This is a genomic window from Halomonas elongata DSM 2581, from assembly GCF_000196875.2.
In the GTDB taxonomy this organism is placed as follows: Bacteria; Pseudomonadota; Gammaproteobacteria; order Pseudomonadales; family Halomonadaceae; genus Halomonas; species Halomonas elongata.
On record NC_014532.2, the window covers coordinates 2,598,969 to 2,620,288 of the forward strand.

Annotated in this window: 19 protein-coding genes; 16 read left to right on the forward strand and 3 right to left on the reverse strand. The window is 68.0% G+C overall.

Going from position 1 to position 21,320, the window contains the following annotated elements; translation table 11 throughout:
- Positions 1-19 precede the first annotated feature (19 nt).
- Complete coding sequence (locus HELO_RS12185) at positions 20-433, forward strand: GNAT family N-acetyltransferase (RefSeq protein WP_041602116.1); 414 nt, start codon at positions 20-22, stop codon at positions 431-433.
- A gap of 117 nt (positions 434-550) precedes the next feature.
- On the opposite strand, the gene HELO_RS12190 is transcribed toward HELO_RS12185, so the two are convergent.
- Complete coding sequence (locus HELO_RS12190) at positions 551-2,692, reverse strand: PhoX family protein (protein WP_013332972.1); 2,142 nt, start codon at positions 2,690-2,692, stop codon at positions 551-553.
- Positions 2,693-3,042: 350 nt separating this feature from the next.
- Here HELO_RS12190 and HELO_RS12195 point away from each other — a divergent pair, with 350 nt between their 5' ends.
- The 13 genes from HELO_RS12195 to HELO_RS12255 are packed head-to-tail and all read left to right on the forward strand — an operon-like array spanning position 3,043 to position 15,599.
- The gene (locus HELO_RS12195; protein WP_013332973.1) at positions 3,043-4,803 is read left to right on the forward strand and encodes a bifunctional UDP-sugar hydrolase/5'-nucleotidase; all 1,761 of its coding nucleotides are present in this window, start codon (positions 3,043-3,045) and stop codon (positions 4,801-4,803) included.
- Entirely contained in the window at positions 4,800-5,276 is a 477-nt protein-coding gene (locus HELO_RS12200; protein WP_013332974.1) for a hypothetical protein, read from the forward strand. Before HELO_RS12195 ends, HELO_RS12200 begins: the two co-directional genes overlap by 4 nt.
- Positions 5,277-5,297: 21 nt before the next feature.
- The gene (gspD, locus tag HELO_RS12205) at positions 5,298-7,400 is read left to right on the forward strand and encodes a type II secretion system secretin GspD (RefSeq protein WP_013332975.1); all 2,103 of its coding nucleotides are present in this window, start codon (positions 5,298-5,300) and stop codon (positions 7,398-7,400) included.
- On the forward strand, positions 7,397-8,881 hold the full coding sequence (locus HELO_RS12210; RefSeq protein ID WP_013332976.1) for a GspE/PulE family protein: 1,485 nt from the start codon (positions 7,397-7,399) through the stop codon (positions 8,879-8,881). Before gspD ends, HELO_RS12210 begins: the two co-directional genes overlap by 4 nt.
- A gap of 33 nt (positions 8,882-8,914) precedes the next feature.
- Positions 8,915-10,117 (forward strand): type II secretion system inner membrane protein GspF, encoded by a 1,203-nt coding sequence (gene gspF, locus HELO_RS12215; RefSeq protein WP_013332977.1) that lies wholly within the window; start codon positions 8,915-8,917, stop codon positions 10,115-10,117.
- Between the two features lie 32 nt (positions 10,118-10,149).
- Positions 10,150-10,593: a type II secretion system major pseudopilin GspG gene (gene gspG / locus HELO_RS12220; protein ID WP_013332978.1), complete on the forward strand. Its 444-nt coding sequence runs from the start codon at positions 10,150-10,152 to the stop codon at positions 10,591-10,593.
- 9 nt (positions 10,594-10,602) lie between these two features.
- Positions 10,603-11,136, forward strand: a complete 534-nt coding sequence (locus tag HELO_RS12225) for a prepilin-type N-terminal cleavage/methylation domain-containing protein (protein WP_013332979.1) — start codon at positions 10,603-10,605, stop codon at positions 11,134-11,136.
- Positions 11,129-11,500: a type II secretion system minor pseudopilin GspI gene (gene gspI / locus HELO_RS12230; RefSeq protein WP_013332980.1), complete on the forward strand. Its 372-nt coding sequence runs from the start codon at positions 11,129-11,131 to the stop codon at positions 11,498-11,500. Before HELO_RS12225 ends, gspI begins: the two co-directional genes overlap by 8 nt.
- 26 nt (positions 11,501-11,526) lie before the next feature.
- Complete coding sequence (locus tag HELO_RS12235; protein WP_049786233.1) at positions 11,527-12,126, forward strand: type II secretion system protein GspJ; 600 nt, start codon at positions 11,527-11,529, stop codon at positions 12,124-12,126.
- On the forward strand, positions 12,123-13,178 hold the full coding sequence (gene gspK / locus HELO_RS12240) for a type II secretion system minor pseudopilin GspK (RefSeq protein ID WP_013332982.1): 1,056 nt from the start codon (positions 12,123-12,125) through the stop codon (positions 13,176-13,178). Before HELO_RS12235 ends, gspK begins: the two co-directional genes overlap by 4 nt.
- On the forward strand, positions 13,175-14,401 hold the full coding sequence (locus HELO_RS12245) for a type II secretion system protein L (RefSeq protein ID WP_013332983.1): 1,227 nt from the start codon (positions 13,175-13,177) through the stop codon (positions 14,399-14,401). Before gspK ends, HELO_RS12245 begins: the two co-directional genes overlap by 4 nt.
- Positions 14,398-14,874, forward strand: a complete 477-nt coding sequence (locus HELO_RS12250; protein ID WP_013332984.1) for a hypothetical protein — start codon at positions 14,398-14,400, stop codon at positions 14,872-14,874. Before HELO_RS12245 ends, HELO_RS12250 begins: the two co-directional genes overlap by 4 nt.
- Positions 14,871-15,599 (forward strand): hypothetical protein, encoded by a 729-nt coding sequence (locus HELO_RS12255; RefSeq protein WP_013332985.1) that lies wholly within the window; start codon positions 14,871-14,873, stop codon positions 15,597-15,599. Before HELO_RS12250 ends, HELO_RS12255 begins: the two co-directional genes overlap by 4 nt.
- On the opposite strand, the gene cobA is transcribed toward HELO_RS12255, so the two are convergent.
- Positions 15,590-16,510, reverse strand: coding sequence for a uroporphyrinogen-III C-methyltransferase (gene cobA / locus HELO_RS12260; protein WP_013332986.1), 921 nt, complete (start codon positions 16,508-16,510; stop codon positions 15,590-15,592). The two genes, HELO_RS12255 and cobA, sit on opposite strands and share 10 nt — an antisense overlap.
- Positions 16,473-19,214 carry a nitrate reductase gene (locus HELO_RS12265; protein ID WP_013332987.1) on the reverse strand — a complete coding sequence of 914 codons (2,742 nt, stop codon included), beginning with the start codon at positions 19,212-19,214 and terminating at the stop codon, positions 16,473-16,475. Before HELO_RS12265 ends, cobA begins: the two co-directional genes overlap by 38 nt.
- Positions 19,215-19,614: 400 nt before the next feature.
- Here HELO_RS12265 and HELO_RS12270 point away from each other — a divergent pair, with 400 nt between their 5' ends.
- The gene (locus HELO_RS12270; RefSeq protein ID WP_041602117.1) at positions 19,615-20,208 is read left to right on the forward strand and encodes an ANTAR domain-containing response regulator; all 594 of its coding nucleotides are present in this window, start codon (positions 19,615-19,617) and stop codon (positions 20,206-20,208) included.
- A complete protein-coding gene (locus tag HELO_RS12275; RefSeq protein WP_013332989.1) occupies positions 20,205-21,218 on the forward strand; it encodes a CmpA/NrtA family ABC transporter substrate-binding protein in 1,014 nt (337 codons plus the stop codon). The genes HELO_RS12270 and HELO_RS12275 overlap by 4 nt, the downstream gene beginning before the upstream one ends.
- Positions 21,219-21,320 lie beyond the last annotated feature (102 nt).

Here is a 21,320-nt window from a genome sequence, read left to right on the forward strand (position 1 = left end):
CACTCGACAGCCGACGATCATGACACCGAGAAAATACACCGAAGACGATGAACCCAGAGTCGCGGCCCTCTGGCGGGCCAACTTTCCCGACTACACGGGCTACAACACCCCCGAAGCAGTGCTCCGCGCCAAGCGCCTGGTGGACGACCACATCTATGTGCTCGAGGACGACGGCGAGATCATTGCCACCTGCATGGCCGGTTACGACGGTCATCGCGGCTGGCTGTATTCGGTTGCAGTAGCGGCTTCACGACAAGGAGAAGGCCTCGGCAGGCGCATGGTCGAGTTCGCCATCGAGCGACTGCGCGAACTCGGCTGCGTCAAGGTCAACCTGCAGATACGAGGTGGCAATGAGGAGGTGGCGGACTTCTACCGCCGCCTCGGCTTCAACACCGAGGACCGGATCAGCATGGGGCTGATCCTCGACCCCTGACGCAAGAAGCCCCCGGTGACGCATCACCGGGGGCTTACTTTCAGCGCTTTTCAGGCAGGTACGACGCAGGACCTAGGTCTTGTACGAAAAGTCTTGCAGGCACTTTTCATACGGACCTTAGACTGCGATCTCGCCACCATCCTCCCTCTGAATCACCACCGTCGAGGCCCGCGGACGAACGGTCCCCTGCGTCTCGGCAGTGGCATCTTCCGCGGAAGGCCAATTGCTCGGGTGCTGGATGTTGATGAACATCGCGGTCCTGTCCGGCGTGAAGAAGATACCGGTCACCTCGCAACCGTTGGGGCCGACGGCGAAACGCTTGAGCTGCGCCTGATCGCCACCGCCGATCACGGCGGCGTCGCCCTGGGCCTGGCTGACGTTCTGGGGCACCACCGCCAGCACCTGGTCGTTGGTGTAGTCCGTCACGTTGTCATAGCCATTGTCGGTCTGGATCCACAGGATGCCCTGCTCATCACCGCGATCATCGTAGTGCAGGCCATCGGGGCTGGCGAACTGGTTGAGCTCGGTCAGGCCGGAGTAATTATCGGCATCGTTGACGGCGGCACCGAACACGAACACTTCCCAGTCGAAACGTGTCGCATCGCCGCCTTCACGCCAGCGAATCACCTGCCCGGCGCTGTTATCGGCACGCGGGTTGGGCGCATTGGTCGGCGCCGTGCCATATCCCACACCCAATTCGTCGATATCGCTGCCGCCATTGGTGTAGGTCGCGGCCGTGTCCTCGGCGGTCCGGTCGGAATTGTTGGTCAGGGTCATGTAGACATCGCCGGAGGCCGGGTCAACGGCGCCCCACTCCGGGCGGTCCATGGGCGTGGCGCCCATCAGGTCGGCGGCATCGCAGGTATTGATGATGACGCCGGCCAGATCGTTGGCGGACAGATTCAGCGCCTGAGCCAGGGTACGGCCGTCCTGTGTCTGCGCATCCGGGGTCAGCGGCAGCCACTCGCCAGAGCCATCGGCATTGAAGCGGGCCACGTAGAGCGTGCCCTTGTCCATGTACTTGGCGCCGATCGCCAGGCGATCATAGTTGGCACCCGGACGATTGGCATCCGCCGGATCCCAGACGGCATCCGAAACGAACTTGTAGATGTACTCGTTGCGCGAGTCGTGCCCGGAATAGAACACCACCGGCTCGCCCTCGACCAGCTTGCCCGGCCAGCAGCCTTCGTGGCGGAAGCGTCCCAGCGCCGTACGCTTGACGGCACGCGCCCCGGTATAGGGATCGATCTCGACGATGTAACCAAAGGTGCGCGGCTCATTGCGGTAGTCGTCGGTGGCCGAGTTGCCCGTCGGTGTGGCGTTGAAGCGAGTGAATTCATCGTCCACTTCACTGGCATCGCCGGCGGCGGTTTCCCAGCCGTAACGACCGCGTCCCTCGGAAATGCCGATGCGATTGTCATCCATTTCGCGACCGGCATCCTTGATGAAATAGCCCGGCCAGTTTTCCTCACAGGTCAGGTAAGTGCCCCAGGGCGTATAGCCATTGGCACAGTTGTTGTTGGTGCCACGGGTCCTGGTGCCATCCGGCGAGTACTTGGTCTTGACATAGTCGCTGCCGGCCACCGGACCGCCCAGCTCCATCTCGGTGGCACTGGTATAGCGGCGGTTGTAGGACGAGTTGGGCATGTGACGCCAGCGGCCATTTCCAGCCTTCTTCATCTCGACGATGGTGACACCGTGCGCATTGATCTCGGTGCGCACTTCATCGGCCGGGCGAGCCCCGTCGGAGGCATTGGTCGCCCCCCCCTGCGGTGCCCAGAGCGCTCCCTGGTCGATGTATTCGTTGTTCAGCGCCAGCAGGAAGTTTCTGGAAGCATTTTTCTCGTCGAGGGCGAAATTGTGCATGCCGTCGTGATGCATGCCGACACTGTTGGCCTGGATCTCCGGGGTGAAGCCCAGGTCTTCACTCCATGACGGAGCCTGGCTGTTCAGCGGAGTCCCCCAGGGAATCAGTACCTGAGCGGTATAGCCGGCCGGCACGGCCACGGCATCCGTCAATGAACCGCGAATGGCATCGAAGGCCAGCGACAGCGGTGTCTTCTCGGAACCCGGGGTGGAGGTATCGCCGTCGCTGGAATCACAGCCGGCCAGGCCGAATCCGCCCAGCACCGTCATGGCTGCCATGCCAAGCCCCCCCTGCATGACACGGCGCCGCGATACATGCTTCTCCAGTACCGAGGAGAATGGCTCGTTATCGCTCGGATTCAACAGGCGATGGTCCTCGATTTCCTTGCTCATTCCGGTCTCCTCATCGTCATTTTTTTCGATAGATCTAGGTGCGATTACAAACTTTCAGCAGCGACTCATTTGTTTCGGCCACAGTAGGCTGCTGGTTATAAATGACAGGAGAATGACGAAAAAATGGATACCCGATCACGACTCCCCTCTGGCAGCTTGATTTAATAATTCTGAAATAACAGTGCCGCAATATACGCCGACCAAGAAAATGCAGGCATCCAGGCGGTGTTTCCCCATGGATCTCATACGAAAAGCTGCCGAACGAAGGTGCATTTCGTGCAGACCCCAAAGCTGGCAACGGACAGGCACGCCAGACCGCTACAGCGGCGAGGCTTCGATTGATCACCACTATGACCGACTCTTCTCCGGAACATCGCACGTCCCTCCATCGACCGGCCCCGGCAGATATCGACTCCACGACACTGAGTGACCACGGCCGATACCGACGGCGTTTCCTGGGATTCGGCGGGGTACTTGCCGCCACCGGATTGAGCGGTTGCGCCACGGGGTTCTCCCGCTCCACAGCCGAGGCGCCCCGCCACGGACTGCCGGACCAGAGCGGCCCAACCCTGCTGCTCTATGCCGATGTGCTCGATGCCCATCAGCCGGAATATCCGGCCACGCCCGCGACCCGCCTCGGCCCGGCCGCCGCCCTGGGCCGGGCACCCTGGGCCACGGGCCGCAGCCTGGAGACTCTGTCGGGCGTCACCACCGAGGCCACGCGCGCGTTGATCGGCTCGCCACTCGGTCAGCGACCTATCGGCGGCAGCAGCGCCCTGGCCACCACGCTCTGGGACTTGCGTCGCCGCCTCCCGGCGGACGCCACCCTGACACTGGAAAACGGGCAATGCTGGAACGGCGGCGGCCTGGGTTATCTGACCCAGGGCGACTCGGGCGTCACCCTGAGCCAATGGCTGAACGCCGACGTGCGGGTCAGCAGCGACGAGCGCCACCTCTGGCCGGAGCGCACCGCCAGCCTGTATCGCCGCTTCGCGCGACCGGTCGTCGGCTGCCTGGATGAACGCCGCAACCCCGAAAGCCTGGTTGCCGACTTCGAACTTTTCGAGCGCGGCGGCGCACGGCTGGCCGTGGTCGGCGCCACCGACCCGCATGCCACGGATGAGCCCCGCCAGCTCGACGACTGGTTCCATGCCATCCAGGCCGCCAGCCAGTCGGCCCGTGACCAGGCCGACCTGGTGATCATCCTGGCCGACACCGGCAGTGGCCCGGCCCGCTGGCTTGCCGAACGGCTCGATGCCGCCGACCTGATCGTCGCCGCCCGCGGCCAGGATTTCTGGCCGACCCTGGTCGAGGTGGAGCGACGTCGCGGCGACACTGTGCCGCTCTGTTTTCCCGGCAGCCGGGCGACCGGCGTCTTCCAGATCGCCTGTCGCGCCCGACACGGCCGATGGCGTTTCGAGTCCCGATTCGTGCTCGCCGACCCGGCACCACGCGACGCCGGCATGGCCGACCGACTCGCCGAACACCAGCGCCAGTTGGATGCCCTGCGCGCGCCTTACAGCGACTGGCTGGATCGGCCCCTGGCCGTGGCCCCCGACTGGTTATGGCGACGCGACACCACCGGCGGTAGCTGGGACGCCCTGATCGTCGCGGCGCTGCGCGAGAGCGCCGGCGACCAGGCCATCGCCCTGGCGCCGGGCCTGCGCCATGACCGCCGAGTGGCGCCGGGCGAAACCATCACCCGCGATCACCTGCTGACCCTGAGTGGCGGGCATCCGGGCGCCGTCACGCGCCGCGACGCCGACAGCACCGCCCTGCGCGGCCTGCTCGAGCGGGCGGCCGACGCCTGTTTCGGCACGCCCATGCTGCTCGACACCAGCCAGGACCTGCCACGCCTGGCCGGCATCGGCTGGCGCTGCCGCTACAGCCGCGAGACCGGACAGCGCGTCGATCTGCAAGGCAGTGTCCCGGGCACGGTGGTGACCTGGAATCCCGATATTGCGTCTCAGGCCGGGCCGCCACTCTGGCAGTTACTGGAGGATTACCTGTCGAGCATGGGCCTTGCCAGCCTGCCGCCACGGCCCGAGGCCGAGCTCAGTTTCGTCGAGGGCCATCCCGGCTGGCATCCCGAGGACCGGCCGAGCCGATGAGCGCCGTCACCGCTCAAGAGCGCTTCCGCCGGTGGGCCGGCGTGCTCGGCAACATGCTGCTGGCCTGGCTCGCCGCGCTGGTCATCGCCGATCTGGTCGCACTGAACCAGCCAGCGCCAGGCGTGCGAGGTCAGGACACGCCGCTCGCCTCGTCGGCACCTCTGCCGATCGTCGCCTCGCGGCTCTGGCAGGCCGAGCGCCAGCCCACCAGCGGGCTGAACGATACCCAACTGCCCCTGAGCCTCGTCGGCAGCTTCCGCGCCGACCCGCTCAGCCGCAGCCTGGTGGTGATGGCCACGCCGCACGGGCAGGTCGCCGTCCGCCCCGGCGACGTCATCATGAACGGAGTGAGGCTGGCCGGAATCGACGAGCAAGGGCTGATCCTCGACAACGAAGGTCGTCGCGAACGCCTGCGTGCATCAGGCGACGACGACGCCACGATCATCGGCATCCGGCGCCTGAATGCGCCTTGATGCCCCATCCGGAGCTTTTTCATGACCGCCACGACGCCCTCCCGGCACAGTTCGTTGTCCGCCCCGGCCATACGCCTGGCCCTGCTGCTGTGCACGGCGTTGCCCTCGGCTTCCCTGCTGGCCCAGAGCGACCCGGCTCCGGTCTATGGCGTCAGCTTCAAGGAGGTCAGCGTCGCCGAGTTCGCGGCCGGCGTCAGCGACATTACGGGCACCGATTTCGTCATCGATCCCCGGGTGCGCGGCACCCTTTCGGTGGAAAGTCCCAAGCCGGTCACCGCCGATGAGCTCTACGGGCTCTTCCAGGACACCCTGCAGAACCACGGCTACGCCACCGTGCGGCTGCCCGACAATCGCGTGCGCATCGTGCCGGAGCAGGTGGCACGCACCCAGCCCTTGCCGGTCGGCCTGGATGACGCCCAGGGCAACGAGATCGCCACCGAAGTCCTGCACACCGAGAACCTCGCCGCGGCAGAGCTCGCCGGCATCCTCGAGCCGCTCATCGATGCCAATGTCGGTACCCTGACGCCCAACCCCGGCAGCAACTCCGTGGTCGTGACCGATTGGAAGGCCAATCTCGGGCGCCTGAAGCGGCTCACCGAACGACTCGACGGTTACCGCCAGGCCGACACCGAGGTCTTTCCGGTCACCCATGCCAATGCCAAGCGCCTGGTCCAGACACTCAAGGACGTGTTGAGCGACGACGGCAGCACGGCCACCGTGGTCGCTGATGCCCGCGCCAATGCGGTGGTGGCTTTCGGCACCCCGAGCCAACGGCGCCAGGTATCGACCCTGATCGCGCGCCTGGATGCTCCCCAGGACCACGACACCACCACGGCGGTCATTCCCCTCAGCCATGCCGATGCCGCCGATGTGGCCAAGGTTCTGGGCGACCTGGCCAATAGCGTCTCCGGCGCCCGGGCGGTCCCGACCCGGAGCGGCAGCGACGGCGCCGACGCTACCGAAAGCCAGGCCGGGAGCCAGTCGCTGGCGGCGACGTCATCGGGCAGCGGGCTCGATGGCGTCGCCTTCGCCGTGCATCCCTCGACCAACGCCCTGGTCCTGAGCGGCCCGCCCAGCGCCCTGGAGGGCTATCGCGAACTCGTTTCCCGCCTCGACATGCGCCGCGCCCAGGTGGCGGTCGAAGCGATCATCGCCGAAATCACCGAAAGCCGCGCCAAGGAACTCGGCGTGCAGTGGCTGTTCGGCGACATCAGCGGCGAGGGCACGGTCCCGGCGGGCGGCGTCAACTTCCCCTCCGCCTCGACGCCAGGCATCAACCAGATCGCCGCCGCCGCGGCCAGTCAGGACGCTTCCGCCCTGGGCTCCCTGCTCGGCAACCTCAACGGCGTCACCGCCGGCGTGGGCCGGCTTTCCTCGGGGGGCGTGAGCTTCGCCATGCTGCTCAATGCGCTGCGCAGCGATACCCAGACCAACCTGCTGTCGACACCCTCGCTGACGACCCTGGACAACGCCGAGGCCTCGATCCTGGTCGGCCAGGAAGTGCCCTTCGTCACCGGCTCCACCACCGTCGACAACACCAACCCCTTCCAGACCATTCAGCGCGAGGATGTCGGCGTCAAGCTGAACATCCGCCCCACCATCGGCGCCGACAACAGCATCCGCCTGGAAATCGTCCAGGAAGTCTCCTCCATCGATGAAGGCGTCAAGGCCAGCGATGTGGTCACCAACAAGCGCGAGATCGAAACCACGGTCCTGACCCAGGATGGCGGCATCATCGTGCTGGGTGGATTGATCAGCGACGAGAATGCCAATGCCGAACAGAAGGTGCCGCTGCTGGGCGACATCCCCGGCGTCGGTCGCCTCTTCCGTTACGACCGCGATACCCAGGACAAGCGCAACCTGATGGTCTTCATCCGCGCCCGGGTACTGCGCGATGCGCCGCAGACCCAGCAGATGGCCCACCAGCAATACACCCGCATGCGCCAGCACATGCTCAAGGCCGACCTGCCGGGCGATCAGACCCTGCCGGAATTGCCTTCGGCATCTGCCACCTCGGCGAGTGGCATGTCGGGTACGTCGGTATCGGGAGCCTCGGCGTCCGGCAACAGCCTGCAGGCGCTTTATCCATCGGCACGCAGCCGCCTGGGGAGCCTGGCGCAATGAACGCCCCGCAGCCCGCGACCACCGCCAGTCTCATGCCGTATCGACTGGCCCAGCGCAGCGGCGTGGCCATCGACTGGCAGGCCGAGGGCTATCACCTGCTGGCCCGCCGCGATGCCGATCCCTTGATTCTCCAGGAGCTGAGGCGCAGCCATGGCCCCCCGGCAGAGATCGAATGGCTCGACAGCGAGGCCTACACCAGCCGTCTGGGGCGTCTCTATGACGCCCAGCGCGAGACCAACAACCGCTTGATCGAGGGGCTCGCCGAACACGTCGACCTCGACGGCCTGATGCAGGAGCTGCCGCGCACCGAAGACTTGATGGACGCCGAGAACGAGGCGCCGGTGATCCGGCTGATCAACGGCATCTTTTCCGAGGCGCTGCGCCTGAGCGCCTCGGACATTCACATCGAACCCTTCGAACGCGAGCTGATCGTGCGCCTGAGGGTCGACGGCGCCATGCGCGAGATCCTCGACCCGCCACGCGTGCTGGCGCCGATGCTGATCTCGCGCATCAAGGTCATGGCCGGGCTGGACATCGCCGAGAAACGCCAGCCCCAGGATGGCCGCATCACCGTTCGCGCCGCCGGGCGCCCGGTGGACATTCGCGTCTCGACCCTGCCCGGCATCCACGGCGAGCGGGTCGTGATGCGCCTGCTCGACAAGCAGGCCGCGCAATTGACGCTCGACGCCATCGGCATGCCGCCCGACACCCTGGCGGCCTACCGCCGCGCCCTGGCCCGCCCCAATGGCATCCTGCTCAATACCGGCCCCACCGGCTCAGGCAAGACCACCACCCTCTACGCCAGCCTGACCGCGCTCAACGATCGCCGGCGCAACATCCTCACCGTCGAGGACCCGGTCGAATATGCCCTGCCCGGCATCGGGCAGACGCCGGTCAACCCGCATGCCGGCGTCACCTTCGCCCGCGGTCTGCGCGCCATCCTGCGCCAGGATCCCGACGTCATCATGATCGGCGAGATCCGCGACCTGGAAACCGCCGCGACCGCCGTGCAGTCGAGCCTGACGGGCCACCTCGTGCTCTCGACGCTGCACACCAACAGCGCCCTGGGCGCCATCGCCCGGCTGCGCGACATGGGCATCGAACCCTTCCTGCTGGCCACCAGCCTCAAGGGCGTCATGGCCCAGCGCCTGGTGCGCCGCCTGTGTCCCGACTGCCACCGCTGGCGCGCCCCCAGCGACGCCGAGTGCCGACAGTTCCAGGGGCTCGAGTCCCTCTCGCGCATCGCCGAGCCGCTCGGCTGCGACGCCTGCGACCACACCGGCTACCGAGGGCGCCTGGGGCTCTACGAGTTCATCGCCATCGACGACACCCTGGCGGCCATGATCCACGACGGCGCCAGCGAAGCGGCACTCGCCGCCCATGCCTTCCAGCAGACCGGCTCGCTGAGCGATGCGGCCCTGGAACGGCTCGCCGATGGTGAAACCAGCCTCGAGGAGGTGCTGCGTGCCATTCACCAGTGATCCACTCGTCCGTGACCCGGGAGCCACCCGCTGATGCCGACCTATCGCTATCTGGCGCTGGATCTCGAAGGCCGTCGCCGTCGCGACGTCATCCAGGCCGAGAACGAGCGCCATGCCCGAGAACTGCTCAGCGACCGGGGCCTGTTCGCGCGCCGCCTGGAGGAGATACGAGGCGCCCGGCAACGCCGCCGCGGCCAGCGTCTCGATGCCGAACGCCTGACGCTGCTGACCCGTCAACTGGCGACCTTGATCGATGCCGGCATCCCCATCGGCCAGGCCCTGGAGGCGCTGGCCAGCCAGGCCGACCGGGAAGCCGCCCGCGCCCTGTTGCTGTCGCTGGTCAATCGGGTCCGCGAGGGTTACAGCCTGGCCGATAGCCTCAAGGCCCACCCCGCCAGCTTCGACCGTCTCTACGTGGCCCTGGTCGCCGCCGGCGAGCGCGCCGGTCAACTACCCCAGGTGCTCGAACGCCTGGCCGACCATCTCGAACGCAGCCAGCGGCAGCGCCAGAAGGCCAAGGGCGCGCTGGTCTACCCGCTGGTGCTGGTGCTGGTCTCGGTCGGCGTGGTCAGCGGCCTGATGACCTATGTCGTGCCGCGCCTCGCCGCCCAGTTCGAGCGTTCCGACATGACCCTGCCCTGGCTGACGCGCGGCCTGATCGCCCTGGCCGACGCCATGCAGAGCCTGGGGCCCTGGCTGCTCGCCACGCTTCTGCTGCTGGGGCTGGCCGCCGCCCGCTCACTGCGTCGGCCCGCCATCCGGCTGAAGGTCGACCGCCGCCTGCTGACGCTGCCGCGCCTGGGCGAGCTCCTGCTGCTGCTCGACAGCGCCCGCCTGACGCGCACCCTGGCGATTCTCACCCTGAGCGGCATTCCGCTGGTCGATGCCCTGCGAGTCAGCCGCGACACCCTGGCCAACGCCTGCCTGCGCCATCATCTCGGCGAGGTCGAAGAAGCCGTCACCAGCGGCGTCAGCCTGCACCGCGCCCTGGCCGATACCGGGCGTTTTTCTCCGACCCTGCTGCACATGGTGGCCAGCGGCGAATCCAGCGGCCGCCTCGGCGAAATGCTCGAACGCGTCGCCGCCACCCAGGAAAGCGCCTTCTCGCGACGCGTCGACATGGCGCTGGCGCTCTTCGAACCGCTGATCATCCTGGCCATGGGCGGCGTGGTACTGACCATCGTCCTGGCCATCCTGCTGCCGATCATGAGCCTCAACAGCGCCATGGCGCTCTAGCCACCGTTTCATCATCCACCAGGAGGAATTCCATGACAGCTCCGCACCGCTCACCCAAGACCCAGGCCGGCTTCACCCTGCTCGAGGTCATGGTCGTGATCTTCATCCTCGGGCTGCTGGTCGCCATCGTCGCGCCCAACGTGCTCAGCAACCAGGACAAGGCCATGCAACAGAAGGCCAGGGCCGACATCGCCACCCTGGAGCAGGCCCTCGACATGTATCGGCTCGACAACCATCGCTATCCCACCAGCGAGCAAGGGCTCCAGGCGCTGGTCGAGGCGCCGCGCCAGGAACCACTGGCCACCAATTACCGCCAGGAAGGCTATGTGCGTCGCCTGCCGGATGATCCCTGGGGCAACCCCTACGACTATCGCAATCCCGGCGAGCATGGCCGCATCGATGTCTTCAGCCTGGGCGCCGACCGCCAGGCCGGCGGCGAGGGCAACGATGCCGACATCGGCAACTGGATGCTGTAAGCCCCACAGATGGAGTCATTCCTGCGTTCGCTCGCCATCCTCGAGAGCCCCGAGCAGTCCGGCCGAGCCGGAGCCCAGTCGGGCTTCAGCCTGCTGGAGCTGTTGATCGTGCTGACGATCGTCGCCGCGCTGACCGGACTCAGCGTGGCCTGGCTGGAAGGCGGCAGCGCACCGAGCCTGGACAGCGCCCGGGAGCGGCTGCGCACCGACCTCGAACGGGCCGCCATCCAGGCCATGGAACAACAGCAGGTCATCGGGATGCGACCCAACGAGACGGGATACGAGTTCGTGACCCGCGACACCGGCAGCGCCGAATGGCGGACGCTCGAAACGAGCGACCTGCCCGCCCGCCGCTGGCCACTCGATATCCACCTGCAACGCGCCCCGGCCGCCCCCGAGGACCAGGCGACGCCCTGGCTGGTCTGGTGGCCCGATGGCGAGGTGCTGGGCGGGCGCCTGAGCCTGACGACCGGCAACCGCCAACGCCACCTGCTCATCGACGCCCTGGGGGTACGGGAAGCAAGGGAGCGAGACGATGCCTGAGCCCCGCAAGGCCGACGGATTCACGCTGCTCGAGGTCATGGTGGCGTTGTTCATCTTGGCGGTGATCGCCGCCATGGTCAGCCAGGCCGTGCATCAGCGGAGCCGCACGGCCCAGTTGGAACGCGAGCGGCTACCGCTGGTGATGTGCGCCCGCGCCCTGAACAACGAGTTCAGTCTCGCCGGTTACTGGCCGAGCGTCGGTCGCCACGAGGGGCAACGCCAGTCGAGCGGGCACGACTGCCATTGGCGCCTGGAGGTCGTGAGCACGCCGGTCAAGCAGTTGCGTCGCGGCACCCTGAGCGTGGCCGGCGAACCCTTGCCGGCACCGCACAGCCTCGACTTCACGGTGTTCCTGGCGCCATGAGCTTGAGACCGACCTTGAGAAAGCCCATGAACGAGCATCGCCAGGCCGGCTTCACCCTGCTCGAGGTGGTCATCGCCATCGCCCTGACGGCCCTGATCGGCGTCGCCGTGGCGGGACTGGTCAATGGCCTGGTCAGTGCCGAGGAACGCTTCGCCACGCCACCCGACGAGCGCCAGGACATGCGCTTCGCGCGCCGCCTGGAAGACCGCCTCCAGGCTCTGGTCGAGCGTTCCCTGCATGAAGGCGGGCAGCCGCTGCTCAACCCTCGTCTCGACTACCGCCCCGAGCCGGGCCTGCTGGAATGGGTCGCGCTGGTCGGCGCGCCCGTCGCGCTGGGCGACCGCGTCAGTCGTCTGCGCCGCCAGCGCCTGAGCTGGAATCTCGAGCGCGGCGAACTGCAACTGGCCTCCACCGGCCTGCTCGATGCCGCAGACGCGCCTGAGTGGCAGCAGGATGCCCGGCTGACCGGCATCGAGACCCTCGAGATCGCCTTTTATGAACACGGCCAATGGCGCCAGACACCGGCCACCGCCAACGCTCGGACAGTGCGTGGACTGCGCCTGCGCTGGCAGCGTCATGGCCGGGCACACGACATCGTCGTGCGACTGCCGGAGGTTCAACCATGAATCGCCCGTTGCCCCCCGGCACGCGCCAGGACGGCGCCGCCCTGCTGATGGTGCTGCTGTGCCTGGCACTGGTCAGCCTGACCCTGACGAGCCTGAGCGAACAGGGCCGCCGGGACCTGGCCCGCCTGAGCGAGCTCCAGGCGCAGACCCAGGCCGACTTCTATGCGCAAGGCGCCGAGGTGATCGCCCGTCGCGCCCTGACCGACGCCGCCGTACGCCAGGCGGGGCTGTGGTGGCAGAGCCTGCGCGGGCGCTCGCTGTCCTACCCCACCGACCATGGCCGGATTCACCTCAATGTCGAGGATCTGCGAGGCTGCCTCAACCTCAATGCCCTGGCAGGCCCCGACGCCGACCTGGCCCGGCGCCAGTTGACCCACTACATCGATCACCATCTCCAGGGACGTCCCGTGGCGGGCCTCTCGACCGACGCCTTGCTTGCGCGGCTGATGGACTGGATGGATGCCGACGGCGTGGCCCGCTCCGGCAGCCTCGACGGCCCGGACTATGCCAACGATGTCCGCGCCGGCCTCGGGCCACGCACCACCGCCAATGCCCCCCTCGCCGACATCAGCGAGATCAACTGGCTGGCCCCGCTGGACAGCCGACGCTCCCGTCGCCTGCCCGAAGGGCTGTGCGCCTATCCCGACACCGGGCCGCTTGCGCTCAACCTCAACAGCCTGCCCGTCGAGCGGGTCGCGCTGCTCGATTCCCTGCTCGAAGGCCGGGTGCCGCGTGGCCGGCTCGAACGCCTGCTGAGATCGCGCCCCGCCGCCGGCTACCAGAACGTCGACGCGGTGCGCAGCGCCCTGGGCGATCCCGATGACTTCAACGAGCTCGCCCGCCGCCTGACCCTGACCCCGGACCTGCTGCGCCTGCATATCCGGATCGAGATCGGCGACCGCCAATACCGCTATGTGCGCCTGCTTCAAGCCGAGGGGGTGAGCCCCTGGCAACCTCGAGTGCCCGCTGCCCGGGTGCGAATTCTCCAGCGCTATCGCGGTGAAGCGCCCCATTCGCCCTTCCCGACATCTTCCCCCGAGGAGGCTTCATGACATCGCTGCCGATTCGACTGCCTCGACATCAAGGCGGCCGCAGGATGCCTCGGCCCCGGCTGCTGCTGATGCCGCCAGCCGCGCCCCACGATCATGCGGCCCCCTGGAACTGGACGCTGCTCGACGCAACGACGACACCGCCGGGCGGCACCTGGACACCCGGCGAGCCCTTGCCCGAGGCCTTCCAGTCGGCCGGCCACGAAACGATCCTCGTGTTGCCGCCGGCCTCGACGACCCGCTTCGAGCTCACCGCCCCCAAGGGGCTCAAGCGCGACGAGTGGCCACTGCTCGTCGCTCGGTACCGCTGCGACGAGGGCAACGGCGAGCCGCTGACACTGGCCCGGCTCGACCATGTCCAGGGCCGCCTGGTGCTGGTCGGCGTGGCACGTTCGCGACTGCAGGACTGGCAGGCCACGCTGGCCCGGGCCGGGCTCTCTCCGACGGCCTGGGCTCCGGCCTTCATGGGCCAGCCCGCCCCTCCCGAGCGCGCCCTCTGCGCCCTGCCCGCCGGCGACGACTGGATGCTGCGCTGGCATGACGACGCGGAGGATCAGGCGCCAGGCCGTTGCCACTGGCTGAGCTGGCCACGCAACACCGCCCTGCCCCCCGCCCTGGCCGAGCGCGAGTGGTATCAGCCGCTCGCCGACGAAGGCGAACTGGCCTGTCTGGCCTTTCTCGGCCGCCATCTGCCACGTCGCTTGCCGCGTCCCGAGGCGGGACCGGCCAAGCCCGGATCACGCCGTCGCCTGCCGATCTCGCTGGCAGGCGCCAGGGCCTGGCTGCCGCTGCGCCGCTGTGGGCTGATCGTGGCACTGCTCCTGCTGCATGGCGGGCTCGTCGCCTGGCAAGGCCATCAATCCACCCGTGAAGCGGCCGAGCGGCAACTGGCCGCCCGCTTCGTTTCGCAACCCGCCAGCGCGAACGATGCCGGCCAGCGCCTGGCGGAGCGGGTTTCGGCCCTGGCCGATCTGGCCCAGCGCCGCGCGCGCATCGAGGAACATCTGGCCGCCCTGAGCGACCTTCCCGACCAAGCCAGGCTGCAACAGCTTGAGGTCTCGGGGCAGCGGATGCGCCTGGGCTGGGCCCCGGAGGCGCTGAGCGCCGCCGAGCTGGAGGCCCTGCGCACCCGGCTCGACGCTCTCGGCCGAGTCACCGACACCCCGACCCGGCTCACGCTGGAGATCGACCTTGCCTCCGCATCCAATGGAGGACAGACGCCATGAGCTCGTTGACGTCCTTGCTCTCGCCGCTGCAACGGGCCTGGCAGGCTCGCGATCCCAGGGAACGCCGCACCCTGGCCATCGGCGCCGGCATCATCGTCCTGCTGCTCGGCTATCTGGCCATCTCGCGGCTGGCCGCTATCGACGTTACCGACGACGCCGCTCCACCGCCGGCGGCCGCCTCCCGTCTTCCGGCCATCCAGCCACTGACGCAGCAGCGCTGGCTGGCCGCCGCCGAGCGGCACGGTATCGACGCGCCGCGCCTGGAATCGCAGGCCCATGGCCTGCGCCTGCAAGGGCGAGTGCCACAGCCGCAGAACGTCACGACCTTCGCCCGCTGGGCGGCGCAGCATGGCTGGTGGACCACCGAGTGGTCGCTGGCACGGGAATCGGACGGCGGCCTGGCGCTGGACATGACCCTGGTGGCGGAGCTCGAGCGCCAGCCCATCGCCGAACATGACGAGGCCACGCCATGAAGCGCTACATCGGCCGGGCGGCCCAGGCCATCCTCCTCGTCGGCATTTTCTGTCTGACCCTGCTGTTCACCCTGCCGCTCGGCGCCCTGTCGGGCCTCATCGCGGCCAATCTGCCCGAAGGAGTCGACCTGGAAGAGCCCCACGGTCGGCTGCTGGATGGTCGGGCCACGGCGTTGATCGTCGAGCCCCGCCCCGGCTGGCCCCTGAGATTCGAACCGCTGAACTGGCACCTGGGACTGGATGGCTGGCGCCCTGAACTGCACCTGGGCATCGGCGATGGCTGGTCGCTCGGCGCACGACTGGAGGGCCTGAACGTAGCCTGGCAGCTCGAAGGCGGAGACCTGGCCGCCCTCGACACTTCGGCATTGCCCCTGGGGGGTGGCATCGGCCTCGACGGCAAGCTGGAAGGACAATTGGAAGGCCGGATGGGACCGAGCGGTTGCCTGGCAGCCAAGGGGCAGCTCACCAGTCCATCCCTGCAACTGAAAGCGCCCGAGATCGTCCCCCTGGAAAGGGCGACCTTGAGCCTCGCCTGCGCCCAGGGCCAGGACGCGTGGCAATTCACGCTCGGCGAACCAGATGATGCGCGGCTGCGTGCGACTCACTCGCTGCTCGGCGGCCATGGCGAACTGAACGCCCGGCTTCCGGCCGATCATCCCTTGCTCACCTACTGGCGACTGCTCGACCCGAGCGTGACGCCCGGTGGGCAATCGCGTCAGTGGTAGGCGGCATCCTCGCGGTACATCACCGCCGTGTCGACCAGCCGGCGCGCCTCGGCGAGGCGTACCACGCTGCCCACGATGATCAGGCAGGGCGACGGCAGCGGATGGTCGGCAAGCCGCTCGGGCATGTCGGCCAGGGTGCCGACGAGCGCCTCCTGTCCGGGCAGGCTGGCATTGGCGACCAGCATGATCGGCCATTCATCGGGCAGCCCGGCGCCGCGCAGACCGTTGCAGATGACCTCGACGCGGGACAGCCCCATATAGAACACCAGGGTCTCGTCGCGACGCGCCAGGGCGGGCCAGTCCGGCTCGCCTCCCTCGCGACACTGCTGGGCGGTGATCAGGCGAAGCTGCTGGGCATGGCCGCGATCGGTAAGCGGAATGCCCATGCTCGCGCAGGCCGCCGAAGCGGCGGTAATGCCGGGCACGATCTCGCTGTCGATCCCCGCGGCGTCCAGCGCGGCCAGTTCCTCGCCCATGCGCCCGAAGACGCCAGGGTCGCCGCCCTTCAGCCTGACGACCCGCTTGCCCTCGCCGGCCAGGCGCACCATCAGCGCACCGATCTCGGCCTGGGCGACACTGTGCTGCCCCCGCGCCTTGCCCACGTAGTAGCGCTCGCGTCCGGCGGGAATCAGGGCCAGGATCTCGTCACCCACCAGGCGATCGTAGACCACGGCATCGGCGTCGCGCAGCAGGCGGGCGGCCTTGAGGGTCAGCAGTTCGACATCGCCGCTGCCGGCACCGACCAGAAACACCCGGCCGGCCCGCTGGCCATGACAACGCCCCGCAGCGTTGTGCGCCTCCCGCCATGGGCGCCGCGCCTCCCACCATGAGAGGGCGACGCGCGCCAGCGAGTCCACGGGGCGCAGGATGCCCTCAAGCCGGCTCGACATCAGGGATGGGATGAGACGCATGGGCCCTCTCCTCTTCGATGAGTGATTTCAATTCGGGAATGCAACTGCCACATTGGGTGCCGCAGGCCAGCCGGGCGCCCAGCGCCTCGACACTGGTATCGCCTTCGCGGATCGCCGAGGTGATGGCGCCCTGCCCGACCTGATGACAACTGCACACCAGGGGGCCATCGTCGGCGGCGCCGTCCTCGCAGGCGGCCAGAATCCGCCGCCGTTGGCCCGCTTCCAGGGCGATGCCCTCGGCGGCTTCGGCGAAGCGCTCATCCAGCCAGGCCAGTCCCGGCAGCTCGGCCGGCGGACCGACCATCAACCACCAGCGCAGGCGACCCGCCTCGATTCCCGCGGCACGCAGCCGGCCGTCGGCCGGATCGTCGCACCACAGCGAGGCCGCTACCGGCAGGGTCTCGGCCAGCCAGGCCAGCCAGTCGCGCCCGGCGGCGGCAGGGTCGCCGGCCAGTTGCCAGCGTTCGGCATGGGCCATGGGAATCCGCGCCCAGTAGCCGGTCTCCCGGCGCACCCGCGCGTCCACGTCGAGGTCCTCGGCGACCACCAGGGTGGCCTCCCAGGTGCTGGGTAATGCCGCCAGGGCCACGGCGCCGTGCTTAGACTCGGGCTGGCCGGACAGCGGATCGACATGCGACGCCAGCAGTGCGCCGGCCAGCGCCGAGGCGCTGAAGCGATCGCTCCAGTGGATGGGCACGAACAGCTCGCCGCGCCGCTGCGCTGGCGAGATGCGGACCCGGCCCCGATAGTCGCCGCCCTCGCCCTCGAGTCGCGCCAGCGCCTGATCGGCCAGGCCCAGCTCTCGGGCATCCTCGGGATGCACCTCGATGAAGGGTTCGCTGCGGTGGTTCATCAGCCGCGGCGCCCGGGCGGTGCGCGTCATGGTGTGCCACTGGTCGCGCACCCGGCCGGTGTTGAGGCGGAAGCGGCGGCGCTCGCCGAGCGCCTGGACGGGGCCGCGCGGCGACACCGGCAACAGTCGGGCGCGTCCATCGGGCGTGGCGAAATGACCATCCTCGAACAGCCGTGGCGTTCCCCGCGGCGCCTGGCGGGTCACCGGCCACTGGATCGGCGCCAGGGCGTCATACCCCTGGCGATCGAGCCCGGCCAGCGCCGAGATGTCGAAGCAGCGCCGCCCTTCTCCCTCGTTCTCGAAGCCGGACAGGCGCGCATGTTCGACGAAGATATCGGCCGGATGCCCATAGTCGAAGGCCTCGCCGAAGCCCAGGCGCCGCGCCACCTCGCTGATGATCCACCAGTCGTGGCGGGCCTCGCCCGGCGGCGCCATCAGGCCGCGCTGACGCGAGATGCGGCGCTCGGAATTGGTCACGGTGCCGTCCTTTTCCGACCAGCCGGAAGCCGGCAGCACGATGTCGGCCACCTCCAGCAGGTCGGTATCGGCCATGCACTCCGAGACGATCACCAACGGGCAGTTGGCCAGCGCCGCGCGCACGCGATGGGCCTCGGGCAGGCTGACCGTGGGATTGGTGGCCATGATCCACACCGCCCGGATCTCGCCGCGCTCGATGGCCTCGAACAGCTCCACCGCCTTGTGCCCCGGCCCTTCCGGGAGACGCGGAACGAGCGAGTCGGTACTCCAGAAGCGCGTCACCCGGTCCAGGGCGCCGGGGCTTTGGTAATCCATGTGGGCGGCCAACTGGTTGGCCAGGCCGCCCACCTCGCGCCCGCCCATGGCATTGGGCTGGCCGGTGATGGAGAAGGGACCGGCGCCGGGCAAACCGATCTTGCCACCCGCCAGGTGGCAATTGATGATCGCCTGGCACTTGTCGGTACCGCTGCTCGACTGGTTGATGCCCTGGGAATATAGCGTCACCACGTGGAGCTGGCTGGCGAACCAGTAGAAGAAGGTCTCCAGGCGCTCGGGGTCGACATCGCAGTCGGCGGCGATGGCCTCGATCGAGACATCGTCCTGACGGGCCTCGGCCAGGGTTTCCTCCAGCCCTTGGGTGTGGCGTTCCAGATAGACGCGATCGAGCTTGCCGCGTGCGGCCATCCAGGCCAGCAGCCCGGTGAACAGGCGGGCATCGCTGCCGGGACGCACGCCCAGGTAGAGATCAGCCAGCTCGCAGGTGTCGGTGACGCGCGGGTCGATCACCACCACCCGCAGCAGGGGATTGCGCGTCTTGGCGACGCGCAGCCGCTGGAACAGCACCGGGTGATTCCAGGCCAGGTTCGAGCCCGCCAGCACCACCAGCTCGGCGTCCTCCAGGTCCTCGTAGTTGCAGGGCACGGCATCGGCCCCCAGCGAGCGCTTGTAGGCGGCCACCGCCGAGGCCATGCAAAGCCGCGAGTTGGTATCCAGATGCGGCGTGCCGAGAAAGCCCTTGAACAGCTTGTTGGCGACGTAATAGTCCTCGGTGAGCAGCTGCCCGGAGAGATAACCGGCCACCGCCCCGGGGCCATGTTGGCGCTGCGTCTCGGCCAGGCGCCCGGCCACGGCGTCCAGGGCGGTGTCCCAGTCGACCTCGGCGCCATCCAGCCGCGGCTGTGTCAGCCGCCCCTGTTCACCCAGCGTTTCGTGCAGTGCCGAGCCCTTGACGCACAAACGGCCATGATTGGCCGGGTGCTCGGTGTCGCCCTCGACGCCGACGATGCGGCCCTGCTGCATCTCGGCCCGCACGCCGCAACCAACCCCGCAATAGGGGCATGTGGTGCGTGCGTCTTGCGTTGAGGCCCTGGACATGACGCTTTCCTCCCGTCGTGAACGACTTGCCGAAACGACGACGCCCACCGCCTCACGGCAGCCGAAGCTGCGGAGAAGCGGTGGGCGTCTTTGCCGATGAATGGATCACCCTTGATCCATCCTGGTCATTTGTTATCTAGCAAGCCCCGTGCCAGGAATGCCCGGTCCCCGGGATGCCGCGCTCCGTGACGATCTCGCCACAGGTAAACGGGAAGCTTGCCGCACAGGTCGGGCGCATCTCACCAACCCGCTCGCACCGACTCGGTGCAATACCAGGCCGTTGCGCTTCCTGCCGCTGCCTCCGGGAAAGCACATAGCTGCCATTCATGGGGATTTCCGACAACTGGAACGCATCTTGCAAAAGATCGGGCAACGCCCCTATGCAACGAGCTACGCCACCATGCCTCAGCCCTTGAAAGTCCTCCTGGTCGACGACGAGATCGTGCGGGCCGCCATGGTCGAGGAAGCCCTCGCCAACGAGGGCCACGAGGTCATCTGCCGCCTGCAGGCCCCGACGAGCCTCAACGAGATGGTCGCCCGCCATCAGCCCGATGTGGTGATCATCGACATGGAATCCCCCGATCGCGACACCCTCGACAGCATGTCGCTGCTCAACCGCGAGAATCCACGTCCGGTGGTGTTCTTCGCCGACCAGCATGACCCCGAGACCATGCATGCCGCCCTCAAGTCCGGCGTCAGCGCCTATGTGGTGGACGGCCTGGTGCCGGGCCGGGTCAAGGCGGTCATGGAAGTCGCCATCGCCCGCTTCGAATCCTTCCAGTCGATGCGCCGCGAACTGGACCAGGCCCGCACCCAACTGGCCGAACGCAAGCGCATCGAACGCGCCAAGGGCCTGTTGATGAAACATCAGGACTGCGACGAGCCCCAGGCCTATCGCATGCTGCGCAAGCTGGCCATGGATCGCGGCCAGCGTATCGGCGATGTGGCCAGCAACGTGATCGACATCCTCGAACAACTGGAGAAGGGACGATGAGCACGCCCGAACTCGAACGACTGACGCTGGGATTCATCCCCCTGCTCGACGCTGCCCTGCCGATCATCGCCCGCGAGGCCGGCTTCTTCGCCGACGAAGGGCTCGAGGTCGCCCTTTCGCGCGAAAATGCCTGGTCGACGCTGCGCGACAAAGTCGCCTCCGGCCTGCTCGACGGCGCCCACATGCTCTCGCCCCTGCCATTGGCCATGAGTCTCGGCCTGTCACGTGCCCCCTGCGAGACCCTGGCGCCGTTCATCCTCGGCCGTGGCGGCAACACCATCGTGCTGTCGCGGCGCTGGTCCGAGGACATGGACGACATCGGCGAGGATCGCGACCCACGCGACAATGCCCGACGCTTCGCCGCCCGACTGCACGACCACCGCGGCGATCCCCCCAGGCTGGCGATGGTCTACCCCTACTCCTGCCAGCACTATCAACTGCGCGAATGGCTGGCCAGTGCCGATATCGACATCGATCGCCAGGTGGCACTGGGCGCCCTCCCCCCGCCCCGCATGGTCGAGGCGCTGGAAAGCGGCGAGATCGACGGCTTCTGCGTCGGCGAGCCCTGGGGCAGCCTGGCCCGGCATCGCGACGTCGGGCGTATCGTCGCCAGCGGCGCCCAGCTATGGCCGGCGCATCCCGAGAAGGTTCTGGGCGTGACGGCCTCCTGGGCGCTGCGCTATCCCACTACCCTGGCGGCAATGATTCGTGCGCTGCACAAGGCCAGCCAGTGGCTCGACGCCTCGCCGGAGCATGCCCGACGCGCCCTGGGCTGGCTGGCGTTGCCGCCCTACCTGGATCGCAGCGTCGAGCACCTCGAGACCCTGGCGCCCGATGCCCCGCCGGCGTGGCAGAGCCTGGTCGGCGATCCCCGCCCGACCGCCGAGATCATGTCCCATGTCGCCGAGCACCTCGACCAGCACATGCGCGAGAGCGGTCGCGTGCTCGACATGCGCACCCTCTCGACCTGCTACAGCCCCGCGCATTTCGATGCCGCCACGCACCAATGACGTGCACGAGACACGACCTGAAACAGGTAAAGGATCCCCACAGTCACTTGTAACCAGATGATATAAAAGCACTCTCAAGAACATGGCGTAGAACTTGAAAGA